The 19274-nt window shown below is 63.6% G+C and carries 21 protein-coding genes; 13 read left to right on the top strand and 8 right to left on the bottom strand.

Annotated elements, in window-relative coordinates:
- Window positions 1-48: 48 nt before the first annotated feature.
- The gene (locus UNPF46_RS27365; protein WP_142252068.1) at window positions 49-1272 is read right to left on the bottom strand and encodes a FecR family protein; all 1224 of its coding nucleotides are present in this window, start codon (window positions 1270-1272) and stop codon (window positions 49-51) included.
- Between the two features lie 131 nt (window positions 1273-1403).
- Here UNPF46_RS27365 and UNPF46_RS27360 point away from each other — a divergent pair, with 131 nt between their 5' ends.
- The 3 genes from UNPF46_RS27360 to UNPF46_RS27350 all read left to right on the top strand — a co-directional run bounded on the left by UNPF46_RS27360 (window position 1404) and on the right by UNPF46_RS27350 (window position 4821).
- The gene (locus UNPF46_RS27360) at window positions 1404-3200 is read left to right on the top strand and encodes a ShlB/FhaC/HecB family hemolysin secretion/activation protein (protein WP_142252067.1); all 1797 of its coding nucleotides are present in this window, start codon (window positions 1404-1406) and stop codon (window positions 3198-3200) included.
- A 153-nt stretch (window positions 3201-3353) separates the two neighbouring features.
- Window positions 3354-4184 (top strand): alpha/beta fold hydrolase, encoded by an 831-nt coding sequence (locus UNPF46_RS27355; protein WP_100175413.1) that lies wholly within the window; start codon window positions 3354-3356, stop codon window positions 4182-4184.
- Between the two features lie 319 nt (window positions 4185-4503).
- Complete coding sequence (locus tag UNPF46_RS27350) at window positions 4504-4821, top strand: c-type cytochrome (protein WP_100175414.1); 318 nt, start codon at window positions 4504-4506, stop codon at window positions 4819-4821.
- Window positions 4822-5105: 284 nt separating this feature from the next.
- Here the strand turns inward: UNPF46_RS27350 and UNPF46_RS27345 are convergent, their stop codons facing one another.
- Both UNPF46_RS27345 and UNPF46_RS37705 read right to left on the bottom strand, forming a co-directional pair.
- Window positions 5106-5447 (bottom strand): phasin, encoded by a 342-nt coding sequence (locus tag UNPF46_RS27345; protein ID WP_100175415.1) that lies wholly within the window; start codon window positions 5445-5447, stop codon window positions 5106-5108.
- Between the two features lie 139 nt (window positions 5448-5586).
- On the bottom strand, window positions 5587-5772 hold the full coding sequence (locus tag UNPF46_RS37705; RefSeq protein ID WP_181770136.1) for a hypothetical protein: 186 nt from the start codon (window positions 5770-5772) through the stop codon (window positions 5587-5589).
- A 638-nt stretch (window positions 5773-6410) separates the two neighbouring features.
- Here UNPF46_RS37705 and UNPF46_RS27335 point away from each other — a divergent pair.
- The gene (locus UNPF46_RS27335; RefSeq protein WP_100175416.1) at window positions 6411-6767 is read left to right on the top strand and encodes a hypothetical protein; all 357 of its coding nucleotides are present in this window, start codon (window positions 6411-6413) and stop codon (window positions 6765-6767) included.
- A gap of 46 nt (window positions 6768-6813) precedes the next feature.
- On the opposite strand, the gene UNPF46_RS27330 is transcribed toward UNPF46_RS27335, so the two are convergent.
- Window positions 6814-7389 carry a hypothetical protein gene (locus tag UNPF46_RS27330; RefSeq protein WP_142252066.1) on the bottom strand — a complete coding sequence of 192 codons (576 nt, stop codon included), beginning with the start codon at window positions 7387-7389 and terminating at the stop codon, window positions 6814-6816.
- Between the two features lie 46 nt (window positions 7390-7435).
- Window positions 7436-7966, bottom strand: coding sequence for a GcrA family cell cycle regulator (locus tag UNPF46_RS27325; RefSeq protein ID WP_142252065.1), 531 nt, complete (start codon window positions 7964-7966; stop codon window positions 7436-7438).
- Between the two features lie 166 nt (window positions 7967-8132).
- Between UNPF46_RS27325 and UNPF46_RS27320 the strand changes: the two genes are divergently transcribed.
- The gene (locus tag UNPF46_RS27320; protein ID WP_018644790.1) at window positions 8133-8741 is read left to right on the top strand and encodes a S24 family peptidase; all 609 of its coding nucleotides are present in this window, start codon (window positions 8133-8135) and stop codon (window positions 8739-8741) included.
- Between the two features lie 98 nt (window positions 8742-8839).
- Window positions 8840-9115, top strand: coding sequence for a hypothetical protein (locus UNPF46_RS27315; protein ID WP_142252064.1), 276 nt, complete (start codon window positions 8840-8842; stop codon window positions 9113-9115).
- Window positions 9116-9154: 39 nt separating this feature from the next.
- On the opposite strand, the gene UNPF46_RS27310 is transcribed toward UNPF46_RS27315, so the two are convergent.
- Window positions 9155-10129, bottom strand: coding sequence for a quinone oxidoreductase family protein (locus UNPF46_RS27310; RefSeq protein ID WP_142252063.1), 975 nt, complete (start codon window positions 10127-10129; stop codon window positions 9155-9157).
- A 225-nt stretch (window positions 10130-10354) separates the two neighbouring features.
- On the opposite strand from UNPF46_RS27310, the gene UNPF46_RS27305 reads away from it, so the two are divergent.
- The 3 genes from UNPF46_RS27305 to UNPF46_RS27295 all read left to right on the top strand — a co-directional run bounded on the left by UNPF46_RS27305 (window position 10355) and on the right by UNPF46_RS27295 (window position 13032).
- Entirely contained in the window at window positions 10355-10555 is a 201-nt protein-coding gene (locus UNPF46_RS27305) for a hypothetical protein (RefSeq protein WP_100175419.1), read from the top strand.
- Window positions 10556-10702: 147 nt separating this feature from the next.
- Window positions 10703-11650 carry an AAA family ATPase gene (locus UNPF46_RS27300; protein ID WP_174718762.1) on the top strand — a complete coding sequence of 316 codons (948 nt, stop codon included), beginning with the start codon at window positions 10703-10705 and terminating at the stop codon, window positions 11648-11650.
- 5 nt (window positions 11651-11655) lie between these two features.
- Complete coding sequence (locus UNPF46_RS27295) at window positions 11656-13032, top strand: vWA domain-containing protein (RefSeq protein ID WP_142252062.1); 1377 nt, start codon at window positions 11656-11658, stop codon at window positions 13030-13032.
- A gap of 32 nt (window positions 13033-13064) precedes the next feature.
- Here the strand turns inward: UNPF46_RS27295 and UNPF46_RS27290 are convergent, their stop codons facing one another.
- Window positions 13065-13247 carry a hypothetical protein gene (locus UNPF46_RS27290; RefSeq protein WP_142252061.1) on the bottom strand — a complete coding sequence of 61 codons (183 nt, stop codon included), beginning with the start codon at window positions 13245-13247 and terminating at the stop codon, window positions 13065-13067.
- A gap of 348 nt (window positions 13248-13595) precedes the next feature.
- Here UNPF46_RS27290 and UNPF46_RS27285 point away from each other — a divergent pair, with 348 nt between their 5' ends.
- A complete protein-coding gene (locus UNPF46_RS27285; protein ID WP_142252060.1) occupies window positions 13596-13817 on the top strand; it encodes a hypothetical protein in 222 nt (73 codons plus the stop codon).
- 43 nt (window positions 13818-13860) lie between these two features.
- Here UNPF46_RS27285 and UNPF46_RS27280 read toward each other — a convergent pair whose 3' ends face one another.
- Window positions 13861-15234 (bottom strand): hypothetical protein, encoded by a 1374-nt coding sequence (locus UNPF46_RS27280; RefSeq protein ID WP_142252059.1) that lies wholly within the window; start codon window positions 15232-15234, stop codon window positions 13861-13863.
- A 446-nt stretch (window positions 15235-15680) separates the two neighbouring features.
- On the opposite strand from UNPF46_RS27280, the gene UNPF46_RS27275 reads away from it, so the two are divergent.
- From UNPF46_RS27275 to UNPF46_RS27265, 3 genes are read left to right on the top strand one after another with little or no spacing between them, the layout of a single operon-like run.
- Window positions 15681-17270, top strand: coding sequence for an ABC transporter ATP-binding protein (locus UNPF46_RS27275; protein WP_502705504.1), 1590 nt, complete (start codon window positions 15681-15683; stop codon window positions 17268-17270).
- A complete protein-coding gene (locus UNPF46_RS27270) occupies window positions 17254-18345 on the top strand; it encodes an ABC transporter permease (RefSeq protein ID WP_100175424.1) in 1092 nt (363 codons plus the stop codon). Before UNPF46_RS27275 ends, UNPF46_RS27270 begins: the two co-directional genes overlap by 17 nt.
- On the top strand, window positions 18332-19249 hold the full coding sequence (locus tag UNPF46_RS27265; protein ID WP_142252057.1) for an ABC transporter permease: 918 nt from the start codon (window positions 18332-18334) through the stop codon (window positions 19247-19249). The genes UNPF46_RS27270 and UNPF46_RS27265 overlap by 14 nt, the downstream gene beginning before the upstream one ends.
- Window positions 19250-19274 lie beyond the last annotated feature (25 nt).

Below are 19274 nucleotides of genomic sequence, written 5' to 3'. Positions count from 1 at the left end.
GCGCCCGCTATGTTGGGCGCGCCCCCCTCGTCCCCTCAGGAAACCGCCTCAGCGTCGGCCGTAGGCGTGACCATGGCCGTTGCTGCCGTTGCCGCCGCCATTGCCATTGCCGTTACCGTTGTTGCCCTTGCCGTTGCCGGTGGCACCACTGTTGCCGTTGCCGTTGTTACCGGAATTACCATTGCCGCCAGCGTTTCCATTGTTGCCGCCGGAGCTGCCGCTCGAGGACGCGGCTGTCGCTGCCGCGATGGCCGCACTCGACGAACTGCTGCTGCCAGCCGTTGCAGCACCGCTTGTCGTCACCGCGGTCTGGACGGCGGTGTTGGATGCTGTCGTGCTCGTATTGCTGTCGCTCCAGACCGTCTCGGTACGGAAGCTGGCGTTGGCGTTCGCGTTGCGCACCTGGCCGGGAGCCGCCGCGCCATGGGCGAGTCCGCGCGTGACCTTATGGACGTTCAGCTTGACCTCGCCGAGCGAGCTCGAGATGCGCACGATTCCGGCCTTGGACGCATGATTTCCTGCCGCCTGATGCACCTGCTTCAGCGCGCCGGCCGCCTTGCTCCCCTTGTCGATCGGGCCGAGCGCGTGGATCGCATGGCCGTTCGCCGCATTGCGCGGCGCGGTCAATCCCGATTTCGGCACGGGAATGCGCTCGATGCTCGGCGCCCGCGGCTTGCCCTGCTCGATCGCGTTGAACGACCCGGCGCCGCTGAGGCTGAGACCGGGCTTGCCGTGCTCGAACGCCGTGGCCGCCTGCCCCTTCATGACCTGGGCAATCTGTCCCGTCCTGAAGTCGGAGACCTCGACCTGGCCGCGCAGCACGCCGACCTTGGTGCTGCCTGCTCCCACCGTGACGCTGAACTGCGTTCCCTTCACCACGGCGGCGAGATAGGGCGTCTCGACCTCGAAATGCTTGACGTTGCGCTTCTCGACCTCGAGCAGGATCGACCCCGCCTGCTGGATGATCGTGGTCGACAGGCCCTCCTTCTTCTCGGCCGGCAAGCCGACCACGGAGTTGGGAGAGATCAGAATCGTCTCCTCGCCGCGGACGAGCAGGACACGTCCATTGCGCCCGGTACGAATGGTATCGCCCGGTTTCAGTGTCCCTTCCTGGCTCAACGACACCTGCTGCGCGCCGTTCGTTGCCAGCCAGACCTCGCCCGACGACTTGCTGACCGACCAGGCCCCGTCATCGGCCGCAGATGCGCCGGAGGCCGTTCCCAGGATCAGCGCGGCCAACAAGGCGCACCGCATTCCAATCTTGCCGAACATGACGATCCCTCAGTCCGCGTGACAGCCAGGCCTGAGGGGTATCCGAAATCACTCAAGATAGAATTAGCGGGAAGCGACCAGCGGAGCGGCCGGATTAACCAATCATTGACCATAAAAATCTATGAAAAATCATGCACCTAACGAAGCCTTACCGCCGCATGGCAATTTCTCCGTGGAATTACGGGGAAGGCCCCGCTGCGCGCGTTGGGAAGCGGCATCTCGTTACCGCGCTGACAGTATTGCTACCGATATTCATCGGAGTTTCCGAGGCGCTCGCCCAACAGGCCAACCAACCCGGATTCGATCCGCGCCAGCCCGAGAAATATTTTGAAAACCAAACCGAGCGGGAAACGCTGAGCCGGCCGCCGGTCAGGCTGCCGACGGTCGGCCAGCCCAACACCGGTGGCGATACCAAGCCGCAATTCGTGCTGCGCGGCGTCAGCGTCAGCGGCGCCCACGCCATCTCCCGCGATCGCATTACCGCGGTCTATCAACCCTATCTCGGCAAGAAGGTCTCGCAGGCGGATCTCGCCGGGATCGCCGGTTCGATCAGCGATCTCTACCGCGCCGACGGTTTCCATCTGAGCCGGGCGATCGTGCCGCCGCAGGACATTGCCGACGGCCAGGTCCGGATCCAGGTGATCGAAGGCGCCATCGTGCAGGTCGAGCTGAAAGGCGACGGCGCCGAACAGTTCGGCGTCAGGCCGATGCTGGGGCCGGTTCTGGCGGAGCAACCGTCGCGCCTTCCGACGCTCGAACGCCAGCTCTTCCTCATCAACGGCAGGCCGGGCGTTCGGATCACCGATAGCGCTCTGGAGGAGATCGGCGGCACCTCTGGCCGATTCCGTCTCATCCTCTCCTTGAAGACATGGCACGTCTTCTCCTCGTTCGGCCTGGACAATCTCGGATCATCCTCGGTCGGACCGTGGCAGACCTACGCCACCGGCGCGTTCAACTCCTACCTCGCCCCCGGAGACACGCTGGCGGTCAACCTGTCGACCATTGCCAACGATCCTCGCCAGCTCGGCTTTGCGCGCCTGTCCTATGACACGCCCGTCGGCGTCGACGGCGTGCGCCTCGGTGCCTCCGTGCTCTACAGCGCGGTCAGGCCGGGCGATCTCCGCCGCCTCGACAGCGACATCACGACGACCGAGGCCTTCGAACTGCGTGCCAGCATCGTTCCGCTGCAATCGCAATCCTCCACGCTCACGCTGACTGCGGCGACGACCTTCAGCAATGTATCCGAGCACGACCTTTACGGCCCCTGGTACAACGACCACATCAGGACGGCGAGCCTGACTGCCGACTATCGCCTGCAGGATTCCTTCGGCGGCACCAGTTTCGCGACGCTGACCTATCGCCAGGGCCTCGACGTCTTCGGCGCTTCGCATTTCGACGACGATCTGTTGTCGCGCGACGGCGCCTCCTCGAACTTCTCGGTGCTGAATCTCTGGTTCACGCGTTACCAGACGATCAACGATGCCTGGTCGCTCAAGCTCGCTGCGGCGAGCCAGACCGCGTCGCGGCCCTTGTTCACCTCGCAGCAATTCTATCTCGGCGGCTTGGCCTTCGGCCGCGGCTATGGCGCAGCCGAGATCAGCGGCGACAACGGCCTTGCCGGCTCGCTCGAACTGCGCTTCGACCAGAAGCTCAATTTCCGCTACTGGACCGGCTATCAGCTCTACGCCTTCGGCGACGCCGGCGCCGTCTGGAACGACGGCTATCGCCTGAGCGACGGCCTGTCACTCACTTCGGTCGGAGCCGGCGTGCGCTTCTTCCTGCCGGACGATCTCCAGGCCGATCTCGGCGTAGCGGTGCCCCTGAGCTACCGGGCGCCGGACAACGAGCGCCGCAGCCCCCGCTTCCTGTTCACGTTGTCGAGCGCGTTCCGGCTATGCCCCGAACGCGGCAGGTCGGGCTGCCTCTAGTCCCCCCGGTCGTTTGCCCAAGTCGCTTGGGCCCGGGGCTCCTGAGGGCTTGCTCACAGACTTGCCTAAATTTAATCCCGTAACCTGCTCACGATCGCTCGATCCGGGAGTTCCCAATGACCATGTTCAGACAAACGTGATTTGAGACCAGCCATGAAGAGGGTGCCTGCAATCCTGGCGTTTCTTTGCGTCCTCGGCGTCGGGGAGTATTTCCTCATAAGCCGGTTCGCGATCCGCCACGAGACCTTGGCGCTATTCGACGCCTCGCGGCAGCGGCCGATTTCAGTCGAGTTGGCGGTGCGGCGGGATTACGAGACCAAGGCCAATCTCGGCCTGTGGAAACTTCCGCTCGCAGTCATCAGCAATGGCAACACCGTCAAGGCCACCGAATATTCCTTCCTTGCCAACGTGCTCGCCGCGCGCGGTTATCTCGTTGCCAGCATCCAGCAGGACCTGCCGAGCGACCCGCCGCTGATGACCCATGTCGGTCAGCAATATGTCGGCCGGCGCGAGGTCTATATCCGCTGCGAGGCCAACATCCTGTTCGTGCTGGACCAGCTGCGGAAACAGCAGGAGAACGTCGACTACGGCCACATCACCCTCGTCGGTCACTCCAACGGCGGCGATGTCTCCATGTATGTCGCCCATCAGCACCCGGAGCTGGTGTCGAAGGTGATCACGCTCGACAATCTGCGGGTCCCCTTCGTGCGCAGCGACGGCATGAAGATCCTGTCGTTCCGGTCGAAGGACCCGCATTTCGTGACCGATCCCGGCGTGCTGCCGACGCCGGAAGAGGCCAAGGCGCGCGGTATCGACATCGTCCACACCGGCGCCCAGCACACGGAAATGAGCGATCGCGGCCCCAACTCGGTCAAGGAGAAGATCCAGGAAACACTCGACCGCTTCCTGCGCGACAGCGCCAGTAGCGCGCTGGCGCCGGCCGACACGAAAAGCCCGATGATCATGAATCCGGGCGATTATTAGCCGATATTCGCTTTGCGGCAGATCAAGGCGGCTCCGGGGCGGCAGGATATAAATCTCCTATGGCCTCGGAGAGACACGTGTCCCATTATATCGAAAGTCTTGATACGAAGGGTTTCGACACGAGGCGTCTTGACACCAGAAGCCTTGATATAAGACATCTTGGTCTGCCCGCGGCGAGAATGCCGGCACTCTTACGGCATCTCTATCGTTCGGCTCGCAAACTGCTGCGGTCGATCATCGCTCGCATCGATCTTTCGCAATTTCCAGGATCGTGCTGCGGATAGGCATGCGGCCGCAACGAATGCATGAAGGTTACCCTATGCGCCAGCATTTGAGACGAATCTGCCTGCTGCTTGCCGCAGCCTCCGGCGTCGGCTCCTCGTCCGCACTCGCAGCCGATGCCGATCACGGTGCCGACCTCGCCAAGCGCTGGTGCGCAAGCTGCCATGTCGTTGCGAACGGCCAGACCCAGGCGAGCGCCGACGTCCCCTCCTTCGCCTCCGTGGCGCGCAAGCCGGACTTCAGTCCGGAGAGGCTCGCCTTCTTCCTGCTCGATCCGCACCCGAAGATGCCGAATTTCCCCTTGAGCCGGACCGAAGCCGGCGACATCGCGGCTTACATCGCGACGCTGCGTTAAAGCATGATCCGGACCCGAAGGGCCGCGTTAGCGCAAAGTGCGAACCGGTTTTCCGGAACGATCATGCGCAAACAACAACCCAGAGCAAGATGACGGTTCATCCAAATCTCATCGCGCGTTAGTCGCGCGCCGGGCACAGCACCTGCATAATGCAAATCCCTGCCGGAGGACCGACAGGGATCAGCAGAAGAGATGACGGATGGCGAATGAGCTCATTCGGTGGCCCGTCATGGATCTGCGCCAGCATCGAAGTTCGGATCTCCACGCCGTGCGCCGGCCGCGAATCAGGACTTGCCCTTGCCCGGTTGCATGAGACTGCCCGTCATCTGGCGCATGTGATCTCCCGCGCTGGTGAACTGGCTACGCAGGAAATCGGACTGGATTCGCATCGCTTCCTGAAGGTCGGTGGCATGAACCAGCTTGCGCGCGTGCTCGAACGCCGACTTCATATTCTGCTCGGTGAAAATCAGCGCCTGCTTCGACACCTCCGTCCCCGCGCCCGGAACGGTCGACATCGACTTGCTGGCGGCTTCGAAAAACATGCCGAATGCCTTTTCGGCCTGGTCAATCGTCTTCTCGGCCAGGTCGCGCAGTTCGGCCGGAACTTCGAGCTTCGGTTCGATCATGGTCGCACTCCTCCCGTTTTCCCAACTGAATACCACACTTGCCGGATCGCCTTCCAGCGGCCAACGTCGGGGAAACCTCGCCGGCGGTCCGGCTCCGGCAGGAGAACGGAAGATGAGGACGTGAGGCCGCGCGGCCGGCTCAGGACAACGGGTGCTCGGGAAGAGCTTCGTCGGTGGCGAGGTCTTCGACCAGCTTGATGACCTCGAAACGCTGTCGAGGCGCGAGCTTCAGGAACGCGCGGAGCAGGCGCAGACTTTCGACCGTGCCGCTCGCGGGCGCGCCGAGCTTGAGGTGCAGTTCAGCCGCGAAATTGACGTTCTTCATCTCGCACCTATGACAAGCATCGGCCTTCGTGATCCACTCGAGAACCGAACGCCACAACAAGACGCCACACCGGGGCCCTATGGCGGCGAACTCTCGGCCGGGTGGCCCCGGCCGGCTGGCACGCTGAACGAATGTCCAAACGACGGGCTCAACCGTAGGGTTGCAATTATGCCAAGCAACAACTGGTCCGGCAAGTCCAACCGTTGATTGAGCGATGCTTCGTCGGCATCGCACCACGGCAATTCCGGATAACAGGAATATCGACCGCCGTCACCCACCTGCGTCAAGAAGCGTCATCATCACACACAGAGCCCCGATCGCTGTCAATCGGCACAACGTTTCTACCTATTTCCGATATGAACGGACGTTGGCGACGAATTGGGCTTCACCAGCGCATACACGCATTTGTTGCGTCAGACTTCAGCGGTTGTATCGACGCCGAAATGCATCGCCCCCGGAGCCGGTCTCTCCAGCGCCCTGATTCCGGCGCGGCCGCGGCCAATCCGAAAATGTTTCCACTCATGAACCCTTGTCCATGAGCGAGCGACCAAGCCGTTGCGACACGGCCACGCAGACAACGGGCGCCATGGCTGAAAACTCTTCGATTCGGGCGCGCCTCAGCACTAAAGGACGACGGCATGCTTTCTCGCTGCGATCTCATCAAGGGCGCCGCGGTCGCGCTTTTCACCCTCTCGATACAAGGCGCATGGGCGCAGGAGACCAGGATGAACCTTTTCAAGATCATCACCGTCAAGGACGAAATCGTCGTCGGACTCTCGGCGGAGGAGCTCCAGGGGCTCGGCGGCAATGATGCGAGCGCGGTCGCGCACGCGCTGGCGCAGAAGGGCGATCTCACGGTCTGGCAATACAACGTGCATCGTGGCCCGAATGGCGAACTTCAGCAGGCCCCGACCGCTAAGATCGGGCTTCTGGCCAACGCCTCGCTCCGCGTCGAGCCCTACACGACGCCTTACCAGATCGTGCCGCATCCCTGAGCAACCGGCTGACACGCCGGCGGCGATGGCCGCCGGCGTACCGTCATCATCCGCGCCGCTCCGCCTGCTGCGCCCCCGTTGCCGTCGCGAAGCCGTAGACCAGCGCCAGCCGGTCCAGGCATTCGCGAAAGCGCCGCGCAAAATAATCGTTCCAGCGCTGCGTCCGGACGGCGCGGCGCACGGCGATCTGATCCATGGTCAGGCCCAGTATCAGCACGTCGTGCACCAGCGCGGCGCCGTCGGTGCCAAGTTCGCGCTCGACCCGGTTCAGCCGCAGCACCGCCTGGCGCTGGCTCTCGGTGACCGGTTCGCGCGTACGCGCGCCATCGACATATTCCCTCGTCGGGTCCATCGCTTGAGGCCCCCGCTCCGCCCTTTCCCAATCGTTCTGGAAGGCGCGTCCGCCGAGGTATTGCGCCTCGTCGATCTGATGGTGGGCGCGCAGCCGGCCGAGAGGATCGCCACGGATCGACCGGATGGCCAGGATCTTCTCACCGGAATCCAGCGCCAGCGGATTGTCGACCTCGACCTCCGTCACGTCGGCATTGAACGGCAGTTCGCGTGACCGCCTGTCGTAGATCTTCGCCAGTTTGTAGGACTTGTTGCGTCGGACGCGTGCCAAACGGATGCTCCTTTGCGAAATTGACGATCGGACGGGTCGCACGAGATCAGGCCGCAGGGACCAGCCTCAGCACGACAGGACCCGGGACGCGGGCGGACGCAGCACCAGAGCGGCGTGTCAGGCGCGCATGCGGTGCGCAATAGCTGGAGCCCGGCCGGCAGGGATGACCGCAGAAGGCGATCTCCTCCCCGTCCTTGTCGCCGCCATAGGGATAGCGGCAGTCGGCCGGCCCGAGCGCGACCAGTTGCAGCAGGCGCGGCTGAACGCCGACGCAGCGGAGCTTCACTTGCGCCGCAGGCTTCATTGCGGATTTCGGCGGCAAATTCAGGTTCGGCAACACCGCCCGGCGCGGCGAAACCGGAGCCTCGCCCGGCAAATAGGGCGCGAGCGATGGACTCGTGATCCATTCCGGTATGACGAGCCCGAGCCGCTTGGCGCGGCCGATCACCGCGTTGCGCGTGTAAGCCGTTCCAAACCTTGCGTTAATCTGTCTTGCGATCTCCGCATAAGACATGCCCTTGCGAAAATAGTCGCGCAGCGCGTCGGAATGCTCCGACGGCCAATGGCCCGGTTCCATGATGCTGTCCTGTGATGCGCCTCCTCCGATCGCACGACCGGATGGCGAGACGTACTTTCCGGTATTCCGAAGATTAAGTCAAGCGATAATTCTGATATTCATAATTGCATCAATTCCGAATTTCGGATTACAAGAGGCAAGTCGGTGCGCAAACGAGGGAATCACCATGTTGGACGTTGCAATGATCGAGCGGGGCCTGGAAAAGACGGGCAAGAGCAAGGGCGGCCTCGCGGCGGCCATGGGCGTGCGGCCCGGCGCGGTCTCGGAGATCCTCGGCGGCGAGCGTCTGGTGAAGGCTTCGGAGATCATTCCGATCATGGAATATCTCGAGCTCAATCTCGCACCGATCATGGGCCGCGTCGGCGCCGGTGCCGTGATCGAGCCGGATTACGAGCAGGTTCCGCCGGAGGGGCTCGGCGACATCGCACTGCCCTTCCCGATCATGGAAGAAACCGTCGCATTCGAGATCGTGGGCGATTCGATGCTGCCCAAATACGAAAGCGGTGACGTGATCGTGGTCTACAAGGACCAGCGCCATCCGCTGTCGAGCTTCTACGGCGAGGAGGCCGTGGTCCGGCTCAAGACCGGCGAGCGCTATTTGAAGACCATCGAGCGGGGCAAGAGCCCGTCCGTCGTCAATCTCACCAGCTTCAACGCCAAGCCGATCGTCGGCGTCAAGCTGGACTGGGTCGGCGAGATCTGCCTGTCCATGCCCAAGGGCCAGCTCGAGCGGCTGCGTGCCAAGTCGGCGCGTCCGCGCAAGAAGGGCAAGTGACGACGACTTCGTTATTCGGAAATCACCCTTGACTTTATTCTGATTTTCGGAAATACTCTGCCGCGTTCCCGGTGACGGGCGCGCGGCAGGATCGTTTCATGCAGTATTTCGTCGTGATGATCGACTATGGGCGGCGCGGCCGCGAGGCGGTCGTCGATCCAGAAATCACCCGGCGCGAGGTCGTCTCCCGGATCGCCTCGGGCGAATACCAAAACATCTCGTTCATCCACGAGATCGCGGAGAATTCGGTCGAGGACGTCACCGAGGCCATCCTGGCCGAGGCGGCCCTTCCCATGATCGCCCCCGACGAGGTCGATCTCCAGGCAATCCGCCTTGATCACGCCCGCGACCTGAGCAAGCACGAACGAACGTGACGCAGGCTTTTACCGACCTGCGCCGCCGCTAATCAGGGATCACACCGTGAGCACGGTCGATCCCGTGGTCTTGCGTGCGGCGAGATCGGCATGCGCCCGGGCGGCATCCCTCAAGGGATAGGTCTGGTGCACCTCGATCTTGACCGCACCGGACTTGACGACGTCGAAAAGTTCGTTCGCCATCGCAACGAGGTTCTCGCGCTTGGCGGCGTAGGTGAACAGCGTCGGCCGGGTGACGTAGAGCGAACCCTTCTGGGCCAGCAGGCCGAGATTGAGCGGCTCGACCGCGCCGGAGGATTGACCAAACAGCGCGGCAACGCCGAGCGGCGCGAGGCAGTCCAGCGACTTCAGGAACGTATCCTTGCCGACGGAGTCGTAAACCACCGGCACCTTCTTGCCCCCGGTAATCTCGTCGACGCGCTTCACGAAATCCTCGCGCGCGTAGATGATGACATGGTCGCAGCCGTGCGCCTTGGCGAGCTTGGCCTTCTCGTCGCTGCTGACCGTGCCGATCACGGTCGCGCCGAGATGCTTGGCCCACTGACTGAGGATCAGGCCGACGCCGCCGGCTGCGGCATGGAGCAGGATGGTGTCGCCGGCCTTCACCCGATAGGTCTGCCGGATCAGATATTGCGTCGTCAGCCCCTTCAGCATCATCGCCGCCGCGGTCTTGTCGTCGACGCCATCGGGCAACTTCAGCAGGCGGTCGGCAGGAATCAGCCGCGCCTCGGAATAGGCACCGAGCGGCGAGGCGCCATAAGCGACACGATCGCCCGGCTTCAGATCGGTAACGCCGGACCCGACTTCCTCGACGACGCCGGCCGCCTCGCTGCCCAGTCCGCTCGGCAATTGCGCCGGATAAAGGCCCGAGCGGTTGTAGATGTCGACGAAGTTGAGACCGACGGCGGTGTGGCGAATGCGCGCCTCGCCCGGTCCGGGCTTGCCGACACTGACTTCCTCCCAGACGAGGACTTCAGGACCGCCGGTCTTGTGAAAACGAATGGCATGCGTCATGGGCGTTACTCCCTTTTCGTTGGATGAGGGTCCGAAAAAGTCGGATTGGCCGCAGAAATAGGCATTCTGTCCGCCCGTTACAGTACAGACACGTAACAAGAATGTCACAGCGAGCGACAAACGTCCGTCGTTCCATCTCCGTTCGAAAAAGTTGATGACGCGCTTGGATCGGCTGGCAGTAGCTTCTGCGCGGGGTTTGGTGGTCGCCTGCGAAGGAGAGCCGAGATGCCAGCTTATGTACAGCATCATCAGGATGTCGAAATCGCGCCCGTGAATTGCCCCACCTGCATGGGGTTCTTGCCGATGTATGTGCGCGAGGTCGAGCCGCACTGGAGCCTCGCCAGAATCGATTTCGTCTATGAATGCGCCGACTGCGGCGCCGAGCTCCGGCAGACCATCCGCAAGCCGGAGCTGCTGCGGCACTGACCCCGCGAACGGCGAGGCGCTCAACTATTTGCGCTCAGCGGAAAAAGCGCCGTTCACGCGGATCTGATGCCTCCCAAACGAGGCTTGTTCTTTGCGGGGAACGCAGGCAGAACAAGCCTCAAGCAAGACCTTTGGGAGCGCCCTTTCGTGGCTGATCAGAAGGCCTCGACGTCGATCGAGGCAGTGGAGAGCGGCCTCGCCGCGCAGGGCTACATCGCGAGCCGGCAGATCGCGACCGCCGTTTATTTGTCTCAGCAGATCGAGAAGCCGATCCTGGTCGAGGGGCCGGCGGGCGTCGGCAAGACCGAGCTTGCCAAGGCGATCGCGGCCTGGCGCGGCATGAAGATGATCCGCCTGCAATGCTATGAAGGCCTCGACGAGGCCAAGGCGCTCTACGAGTGGAAATACGCCAAGCAGCTTCTCTACACGCAGATCCTGAAGGACAAGCTCGGCGAGGTCCTCGGCGGCGCTCAGACGCTGCATGCCGCGCTCGACCAGCTGCACGATTTCGGCGACGTGTTCTTCTCGAAGGAGTTCGTCGAGCCGCGCCCACTGCTCCAGGCGCTGGAGCAGCCGGGCGGCTGCGTGCTGCTGATTGACGAGATCGACAAGTCGGACGCGGAATTCGAATCGCTTCTGCTGGAAATCCTCTCCGACTTCCAGGTCACGATCCCCGAGCTCGGCACGGTTTCGGCGATCACGCCGCCGACCGTGATCCTCACCTCCAACAGCGAGCGCGACCTGGGCGATGCCCTGAAGCGGCGCTGCCTGCATCTGCACATCGGCTTCCCCGAGCAACGGCTCGAGGAGCGCATCGTCGAAAGCCGTGTACCCGGCATCTCTCAGACGCTGCGCCGGCAGATGGTCGGCTTCATCCACGAGATCCGCTCGCTGGATCTGAAGAAGCTGCCCTCGGTCAGCGAGACCATCGACTGGGCGCGCGTGCTGGTGCTGCTCCAGGCCACCGAGCTCGACACCGATATCGTCAAGGACACGCTCAACGTGCTCCTGAAATACGAAGCCGACATCGAGGCCGCATCGCCGCAGGTGACGACCTTCATTGCCAAGGCGGCCCGGTCCAACGTCTTCGGTTGACGCCGATGCGCGAGAACCTCCATCGTTTCTTTCGGGCGGCGCGAGGCGTCGGCGTCCACGTTTCGCCTGCCGAGAGCATCGATGCGATGCGCGCGGTCGCGAAGGTCGGTATCTCCGACCGTGCTGTCCTGCGCGACGCGCTGCTGCTGACGCTCGCCAAGTCGCAGGACGAGAAGCTCGCGCTCGGCGACTGCTTTGATCTGTTCTTCAGCCAGCCCGAGCCGCGGCAGGATCAGCCTGAAGCCGCCAACGACGACGCCGCGCAAGGCGAGGATCAGCCGCCCTCCTCCGGCTCGGCCCGCGAGGCGGGTGAAGCTCAGCCCCCCGAGGGCTTGGGTCCGCTCGCGCAGATGCTGCTGTCGCAGGACCGCAACGCGATCGCAGCCGCCATCGCCAGCGCCTCCGGCGCGGCCTCTCTGTCCGATATCCGCTACTCCACCCAGCGCGGCATATTCTCCAGCCGCATTCTCGATGCCATGGGCCTTCAACGCCTGCGCGACGATCTCGACGAGCTCACTGCGACCAATCCCGCGCTGGCCGAGCGTCTGCGCGCCGCGCTCGACGCGTTGCGCGAGGCGGTGCGCGACACGGTCTCGCAGGGGCTTGCGCTCTATGCCCGCGAGGAGGCCGAGAACCTTCGTAACGAGATCCTGCGCAACGCGCCGCTCGCACGCATCGAACGGCGTCAGGTCGCCGAGATGCGCGCCCTCATCCGCCAGATCGCTCGCCGTCTGCGTGAGCGCTATTCCAAGCCGCGCAAGCGTCAGCGCCGCGGCCATCTCGACGTGCGCCGCACGCTCCGCCGCAACGCCGCCTGGGGCGGCGTGCCCTTCCTGACCGCCTGGAAGCGCAAGCATCGCGAGCGGCCGAAGATCGTCGCGATCTGCGACGTCTCCGGTTCGGTCGCCCAGGTCTCCGATTTCTTCCTGCTGCTGATCCACTCGTTGCACGAGGTGGTCGACGACGTCCGCTCCTTTGCCTTCTCCTCGCACCTGATCGAGGTCAGTGAAATTCTGGAGAAGAATTCGCCGGAAGAGGCGATGGCCGAGATCATGTCCAAGGTCGGCTTCGGTTCATCCGACTACGGCTCCTCGCTGGTCGATTTCGAGAAGGACTTCATGAGCACGCTGACGCCGCGGACCACGGTGATCATGCTCGGCGATGCCCGCAGCAATAATCTGGACCCGCGCGCCGATATTCTGCGCCGCATCTCCGAGCGCTCCAAGCGACTGGTCTGGCTCAATCCTGAAGGGCGGCTCGCCTGGGGCTTTGGCGATTCCGAGATGCCGCGCTATGCGACGTTCTGTACCGTCGTGCGCCAATGCGCCACCGCGCAGCAGCTCGAGCGCGCTGTGTCGGATATCGTCGCGACCTATCAGTAGGTCCTGTCAGTCAATCTTGCGCGCGGTCAGGGTCAGTTTCGCGCGAACTCTGCTTGCCTTCCGTTACACTCCCGGAAGTGATAGGCGATCTCGTCGAGCGCGCGCTGCTCCCATTCTTCGGCCTGCGCGAGCCAGAAGATCCGGCGATCGAAATCGAGCGCCGCACGCTCTCGGCACAGGGATTCCTGACTGCGCATTTCAACCAGCCTGTTCATGCACTCCACTCCTGCCGCGTGAAGTCATTCCCCGCGAATCAAACTAACAGAATCCCGGATTCCCGGCCTCATGATTTCGCACCCGTCCCGTCGCATAATGGGACAGCGATGCTTCCCGTGCACTGCGGTAGCTTGCAACGCAACATCAACTGCCGATCAGCAATTAGTGATCCAGGTACAGGGACGAATTTCGCGATCAAGCGATCTATTTCTCGTGTCGCAACGAAGTGCGGCAATTTGTGAAGAGACGTTCTAAACGGCCCACCGGATTCCCGACTCATTGTCGTCGCACGGTCTTCATGCGGCGTCGCTAACAGGGGCGCGAACGGTACGATCGCTCGAGGCAACATGAACAACGATTTCGACTTCGAACTTGCGCCGGACCAGTGGGAAGCGCTGCGCACGCTCCGCAACCCACCGTCGAATGGTCGTCTTTCGAAGTCCTATCTGATTGATGGTTTGGTCGCGCTCGGTCTCGTCGCCATCAACGATGGCGTGCCTGTGATGACGCCAGCCGGACGCAAGGTGCTCGTACGCGGATCGTGCCGGCTGCTCGATCTCGTGGCGTGACAGGTTTCCGCCGATTGTCTCCGCCGGCATCGCGGCCCGCAGGTCAGTCATCCCACTTCAGGAGCGGCGATCCATACGCCCTTCGCCAGACCGACAGGAAACGCGGAAACCAGGAGTGGGCCACCGCACCCTGATAGGCCCAGGTGCGATATTTCAGACCCTGCTCGGAGATCAGCTCTGGATATCCGCCATGCAGCTCTGTCGCGGTCCGAATGTCCTTCAATATTCCCTGGGCGCAGGAACGGTAGGTATCGCTCGCCGAGAACTCATCATAGTCCAGCATGCGATCGGCGAACTCGACGTTGAACGTCGGCCAGGAGGAACGGCCCTGATAGGCAGGCGCCGCGATCTTGTGGATCATCTTGTTGCGTGGATTATCCGCGGATACCAGGAAGTGAAACGTGCTGGGGATGCGAAAGCGCGGCTCCGCGATGATCAGATCCGCTGTGGCCGCGAACAATGCCCGCTCGCTCGCATCGTTCAGATCCCAGAAGCCGCGATGCACGCTCACGAAGTCCAGCGCGACCGCAGAGACCGGCGGGCCCTTCGGACCATCCAGGGAATGCCTGATGAAGCCGTCCCCGCCGAACAGATGGAGCAGGTCCTTCTTGTACTGCGCGAGATCGCGCCCGAGCAGCCGCTTCAGCTCGTTCTCGTCGACGATCCCGAGCTGCACGCTCCACACGAACGTCGTGTAGACGCAAGCATTGGTCACGAAACGCCTGCGTTCGGCGCGGGTATCCGTCGCAGCGGAGCGGGGGCCACTTGCGTCACACAATAAGTACCCGGTGCCGTCATGCTCGAACGGCTCGAGCTCACTTGCAAGCTTAAGGGTCGCGCGCTTCAGGTCACCGCCATATTCAGCAAGCAATAGACGACCGGCATGTGCGCATTGCGACATCGCCAGATAGGACGGCGCCCTCTCGTCAGCCGAGATCATCTGCTGCAAGCCTGCAATAATGCCGAGCAGCGTATCCGACGGAGGCGAGAAGTAATTCACGCCGAGATACCGTCCTCGCCCTGCCGGAACGATGGTCGTCGTGACGACGCCGGCGCGAACCGCCTCCAGCAACAAGCGGACGCTCTTGTCGAGCAGCCGAGCCCGCCGCACCGCATCCTGCGCATCCATGATGGTTTCGGGCGCGAGGACATCAGGATAGAACCAAGCGAAGTCACGGGGATAATAGGCGGATGCGTGGGGTGCCCCCGTGACGAGGAAGGCTTCCGTCGCGGAGAAGGCGCTGTCCATCGCGTGCCGGTAAAGGTCCTCGATGGCCGACAACGAATGAGGCAATCTTCTCAGGAAGCGATCTCCGAGAAAATTCACCGCCTGAAGGGCGTTGGCGACAAGCGTGGCGGCCGTGCCTTGGTAGAATCGGTTTCCGCGTTCTGAAGACAACGAGATATCGCTATTCATGTGCGGCCAGGATCACTCCAATGGTGCGGCCACCATCCGAACATGGCTGATTCGTATTTCGTTCAGATGACGTGCGATCCCTTCGCCGAGCGACGCCTTTGGAACGATCTTGGCGCCCCCATCTCGATGGGAGCCCTCTTTCTCCGGACCGCAGCAGCCGTCATCTAAGCGGCCCACATACGCAATATTTTTCAATCGGTTAGGAACGGGGCGGCAGCGACGGCGGCCGGCGTGGTCAGCCGCCCCCCCCAATTTGACTTGACCCGCCACAAATCTACAAAAGGCGCGATCCCAGCCTTGCGCGAGGGACCCTGCAGTGCGCGCGGACGCGAGCCGGACCACCCCGCCGCAGGCACCGTCCACCCGCCGAAGCGTTGAGCAAGGGATGACGCATTTTCACACCTTACGCGGGGGTTCAAACTAGCCCACTATTGGGGCACTTCACCATGCAAGCGCATCTGCGAATGTTGGATTCGACACCTGACGGCCTGAATTCCGGCGAGACCCCGCTGCTGCGGACGATCGGGCTCACCAAGCGTTATGGCGATTTCCTCGCCAACGATTCCATCGACATCGATATCTGGCCCGGCGAGATCCATGCCGTGCTCGGCGAGAACGGCGCCGGCAAGTCGACACTGGTCAAGGCCATTTACGGCCTGGTCCAGCCCAGCGCCGGCGAGATCCGTTGGCAGGGGCGGCCTGTCGTGCTGTCCGGCCCTGCGGACGCGCGCAAGCGCGGCATCGGCATGGTGTTCCAGCACTTCTCGCTGTTCGACAATCTCACCGTCGCGGAGAACGTTGCGCTCGGCCTCGACGGCAACGAGTCCTTCAAGGACATGTCGGCGCGACTTGCGCTGGTGTCGAAGGCCTACGGCCTTCCGCTCGATCCCCGGCGCGAGGTCTGGCAATTGTCGGTCGGCGAGCGCCAGCGCATCGAGATCGTCCGCGCCTTGATGCAGGACCCGAAATTCCTGATCCTGGACGAGCCCACCGCCGTCCTGACGCCGCAGGAAGCCGACCAGCTCTTCATCGTCCTGGAGCGTCTCAAGGCCGAAGGCCGCGCCATCCTCTACATCAGCCACAAGCTCGAGGAGGTGAAGCGTCTCTGCGACACCGCCACGATCCTGCGCGGCGGCAGGAAGGTCGAGACCTGCAATCCCCGGCGCGAGACCGCAGCCTCACTCGCGCGCATGATGGTCGGCGGCGAGATCAGGGAGGTCAAGGCGGCGTCCGGCCGGACGACCACCGCGCCACGGCTCGTCGTCAACGATCTTTCGCTCGCACCTGGCGAGGCGCACGGCGTGCGGCTCGATCACATCTCGTTCGAGCTGAGGGGCGGCGAGATCCTCGGTATCGCCGGCGTCGCCGGCAACGGCCAGGACGAATTGTTCGCTGCGCTGTCCGGAGAACGCTTGTCGAAGCAGCCGGCCACGGTGGTGATCGAAGGCACCCCCGCCGGTCACCTCTCCATCACGCAACGACGCAGGCTGGGCGCGGCGTTCATTCCCGAGGAGCGGCTCGGCCATGGCACCGCGCCGCGCATGAAGCTGTCGGAGAATGCGCTGCTGACCGGACATGCCGCGAGCGGCATGGTCCATCGCGGCTTCATCAATACCGCCGCCGCGCTGAAGACCGTCGACATCGCGACCGAGACGTTCGACGTGCGCAAGGCCAAGCGCGATCCGGAAGCCGCATCGCTCTCCGGCGGCAATCTGCAGAAATTCATCGTGGGACGCGAGATTTTGCGCAATCCCGCGGTGCTGGTTGTCAGTCAGCCGACCTGGGGCGTCGATGCCGGCGCCGCTGCCGTCATTCGTCAGGCGCTGCTTGATCTCGCGGCCGCAGGCGCCGCAGTCCTCGTCACCAGCCAGGACCTCGACGAGCTCGCGGAGATCGCCGACCGTATCGCCGTGATGTTCCACGGCCGGTTGTCGGCGCCACTCGCGACCAGCGAGGCGACGCGCGAAAAGATCGGTCTTCTCATGGGCGGCAGCAGTCTGGAGCCGCAGGAGGCCGCGTATGCAGCTGGTGCTTGAGAAGCGCGCCGAGCGCTCCGGAACGATCGCACTGGTCTCGCCTCTGATCGCGGTCGGCCTCACGATCGTGACCATGGTCATCCTGTTTGCGATCCTCGGCAAGAATCCGCTGCTCGCCCTGCATGCCTATTTCATCGCGCCCTTGACCGACGGCTATTCGCTGCAGGAGATCGCGGTGAAGGCGACGCCACTGGTGATGATCGCCATCGGGCTGTCGCTCTGCTATCTCGCCAATGCCTGGAATATCGGCGCCGAGGGCCAATTCCTGATCGGCGCGGTGGCCGGAAGCTGGATCGCGGTGCGAACGCAAGGCACCGACGCGGGCGCCTGGGTACTTCCCGCCATGCTCGTCCTCGCTGCCGCTGCGGGCGCGCTCTATGCGCTGATCCCGGCGATCTGCAAGGTGAAGTTCGGTGCCAGCGAAATCCTGACCAGCCTGATGCTGGTCTATGTCGCCGACCTCTTCCTCGACTATCTCGTGCGCGGTCCCTGGCGCGACCCGCACGGCTTCAACTTCCCGACAACGGCCGAGTTCGACCCGGTCGCGACGGTCCCGCTGCTGATCGAAGGCGGCCGGCTGCATCTCGGCTCCATCATCGTCCTTCTCGTGGTCGCCGCAGCCGCAATCCTGCTCGGACGAACCATCAAGGGCTTCGAGATCCGCGTCGTCGGCGCAGCCCCTCGTGCCGCACGGTTCGGCGGCTTCAAGGCCGACCGGCTGATCATCCTGACCTTCGCGATATCAGGCGCGCTCGCGGGCCTCGCCGGCATCATCGAGGTTGCAGGCCCCATCGGCCATCTCCAGCCCGGCATCTCTCCGGGTTACGGCTTTACGGCGATCATCGTTGCTTTCCTCGGCCGGCTGAACCCGCTCGGAATATTGGTCGCGGGTCTTTTCCTTGCGTTGACCTTCATCGGCGGTGAACAAGCGCAGATCGCGATGAAGATCCCGCTGGATGTCACCAAGGTCTTTCAGGGCATCCTGCTGTTCTACGTGCTCGCCTGCGATTCCCTGATCCTGTACCGCTTCAAGCTGGTCTTCCCCAATCGACAGGTGGCTCGTGGAGCTGGTTGAGGCCATCATCCTTTCGGTGCTCGCCGCATCGACGCCGCTGCTGATCGCTGCGACCGGCGAGCTCGTCACCGAGCGATCCGGCGTGCTCAATCTCGGTGTCGAGGGCATGATGATCGTCGGCGCGGCCTGCGGCTTCGCCGGCGCGTGGCTCAGCGGGTCGGTCTTCATCGGCGCGCTGTTCGGCATCGTCGCGGGCGTGTTGATGTCGCTGGTCTTCGCGTTGATGGCGCTCGGGCTTGCCGTCAACCAGGTCGCCACGGGCCTCGCGCTGACCATCCTCGGCGTCGGGCTGTCCGGACTGATCGGCGCCGGCTTCGTCGGCGAACGCATCACGCCGGCGGTGCATCTCCACATTCCCGGCGCCACCGACATCCCACTGATCGGCCGCGTGCTGTTCGGCGAGGATGGCTTCGTCTACGTCTCCATTGCCCTCGTCGTCGGCGTCTGGTGGTTCCTGTACCGCACGCGCGCGGGGCTGATCCTGCGCGCGTGCGGCGACAATCACGCCTCTGCTCATGCGCTCGGCTATCCCGTGCTGCGCATCCGCACCTTTGCCGTGATGTTCGGCGGCGCCTGCGCCGGGCTTGCCGGCGCCTATCTGCCGCTCGCCTATACGCCGTTCTTCGTTCCCGGCATGACCGCGGGCCGCGGCTGGATCGCGCTGGCGCTGGTGGTGTTCTCGTCCTGGCGGCCGGGCCGGCTCGTGCTCGGCGCCTATCTGTTCGGCGCGGTGACGATCCTGCAGTTGCACGCCCAAGGCTGGGGCGTCGGCATTCCCTCGCAGTTCATGTCGGCACTGCCCTATCTCGCAACGGTCGTCGTCCTGGTATTGATCTCCCGCGAGCGCAGCGGTGGCTCGACCGCGCCGGCCGCACTCGGCACCGTGTTCGTCCCCGACCGCTGAATTTCATTTCTGTGACGTGCGCGAT

Origin of the sequence: Bradyrhizobium sp. UNPF46 (assembly GCF_006658625.1) — a bacterium.
In the GTDB taxonomy this organism is placed as follows: domain Bacteria; phylum Pseudomonadota; class Alphaproteobacteria; order Rhizobiales; family Xanthobacteraceae; genus Bradyrhizobium; species Bradyrhizobium nitroreducens.
This window is presented reverse-complemented; position numbering and strand designations above follow the sequence as displayed.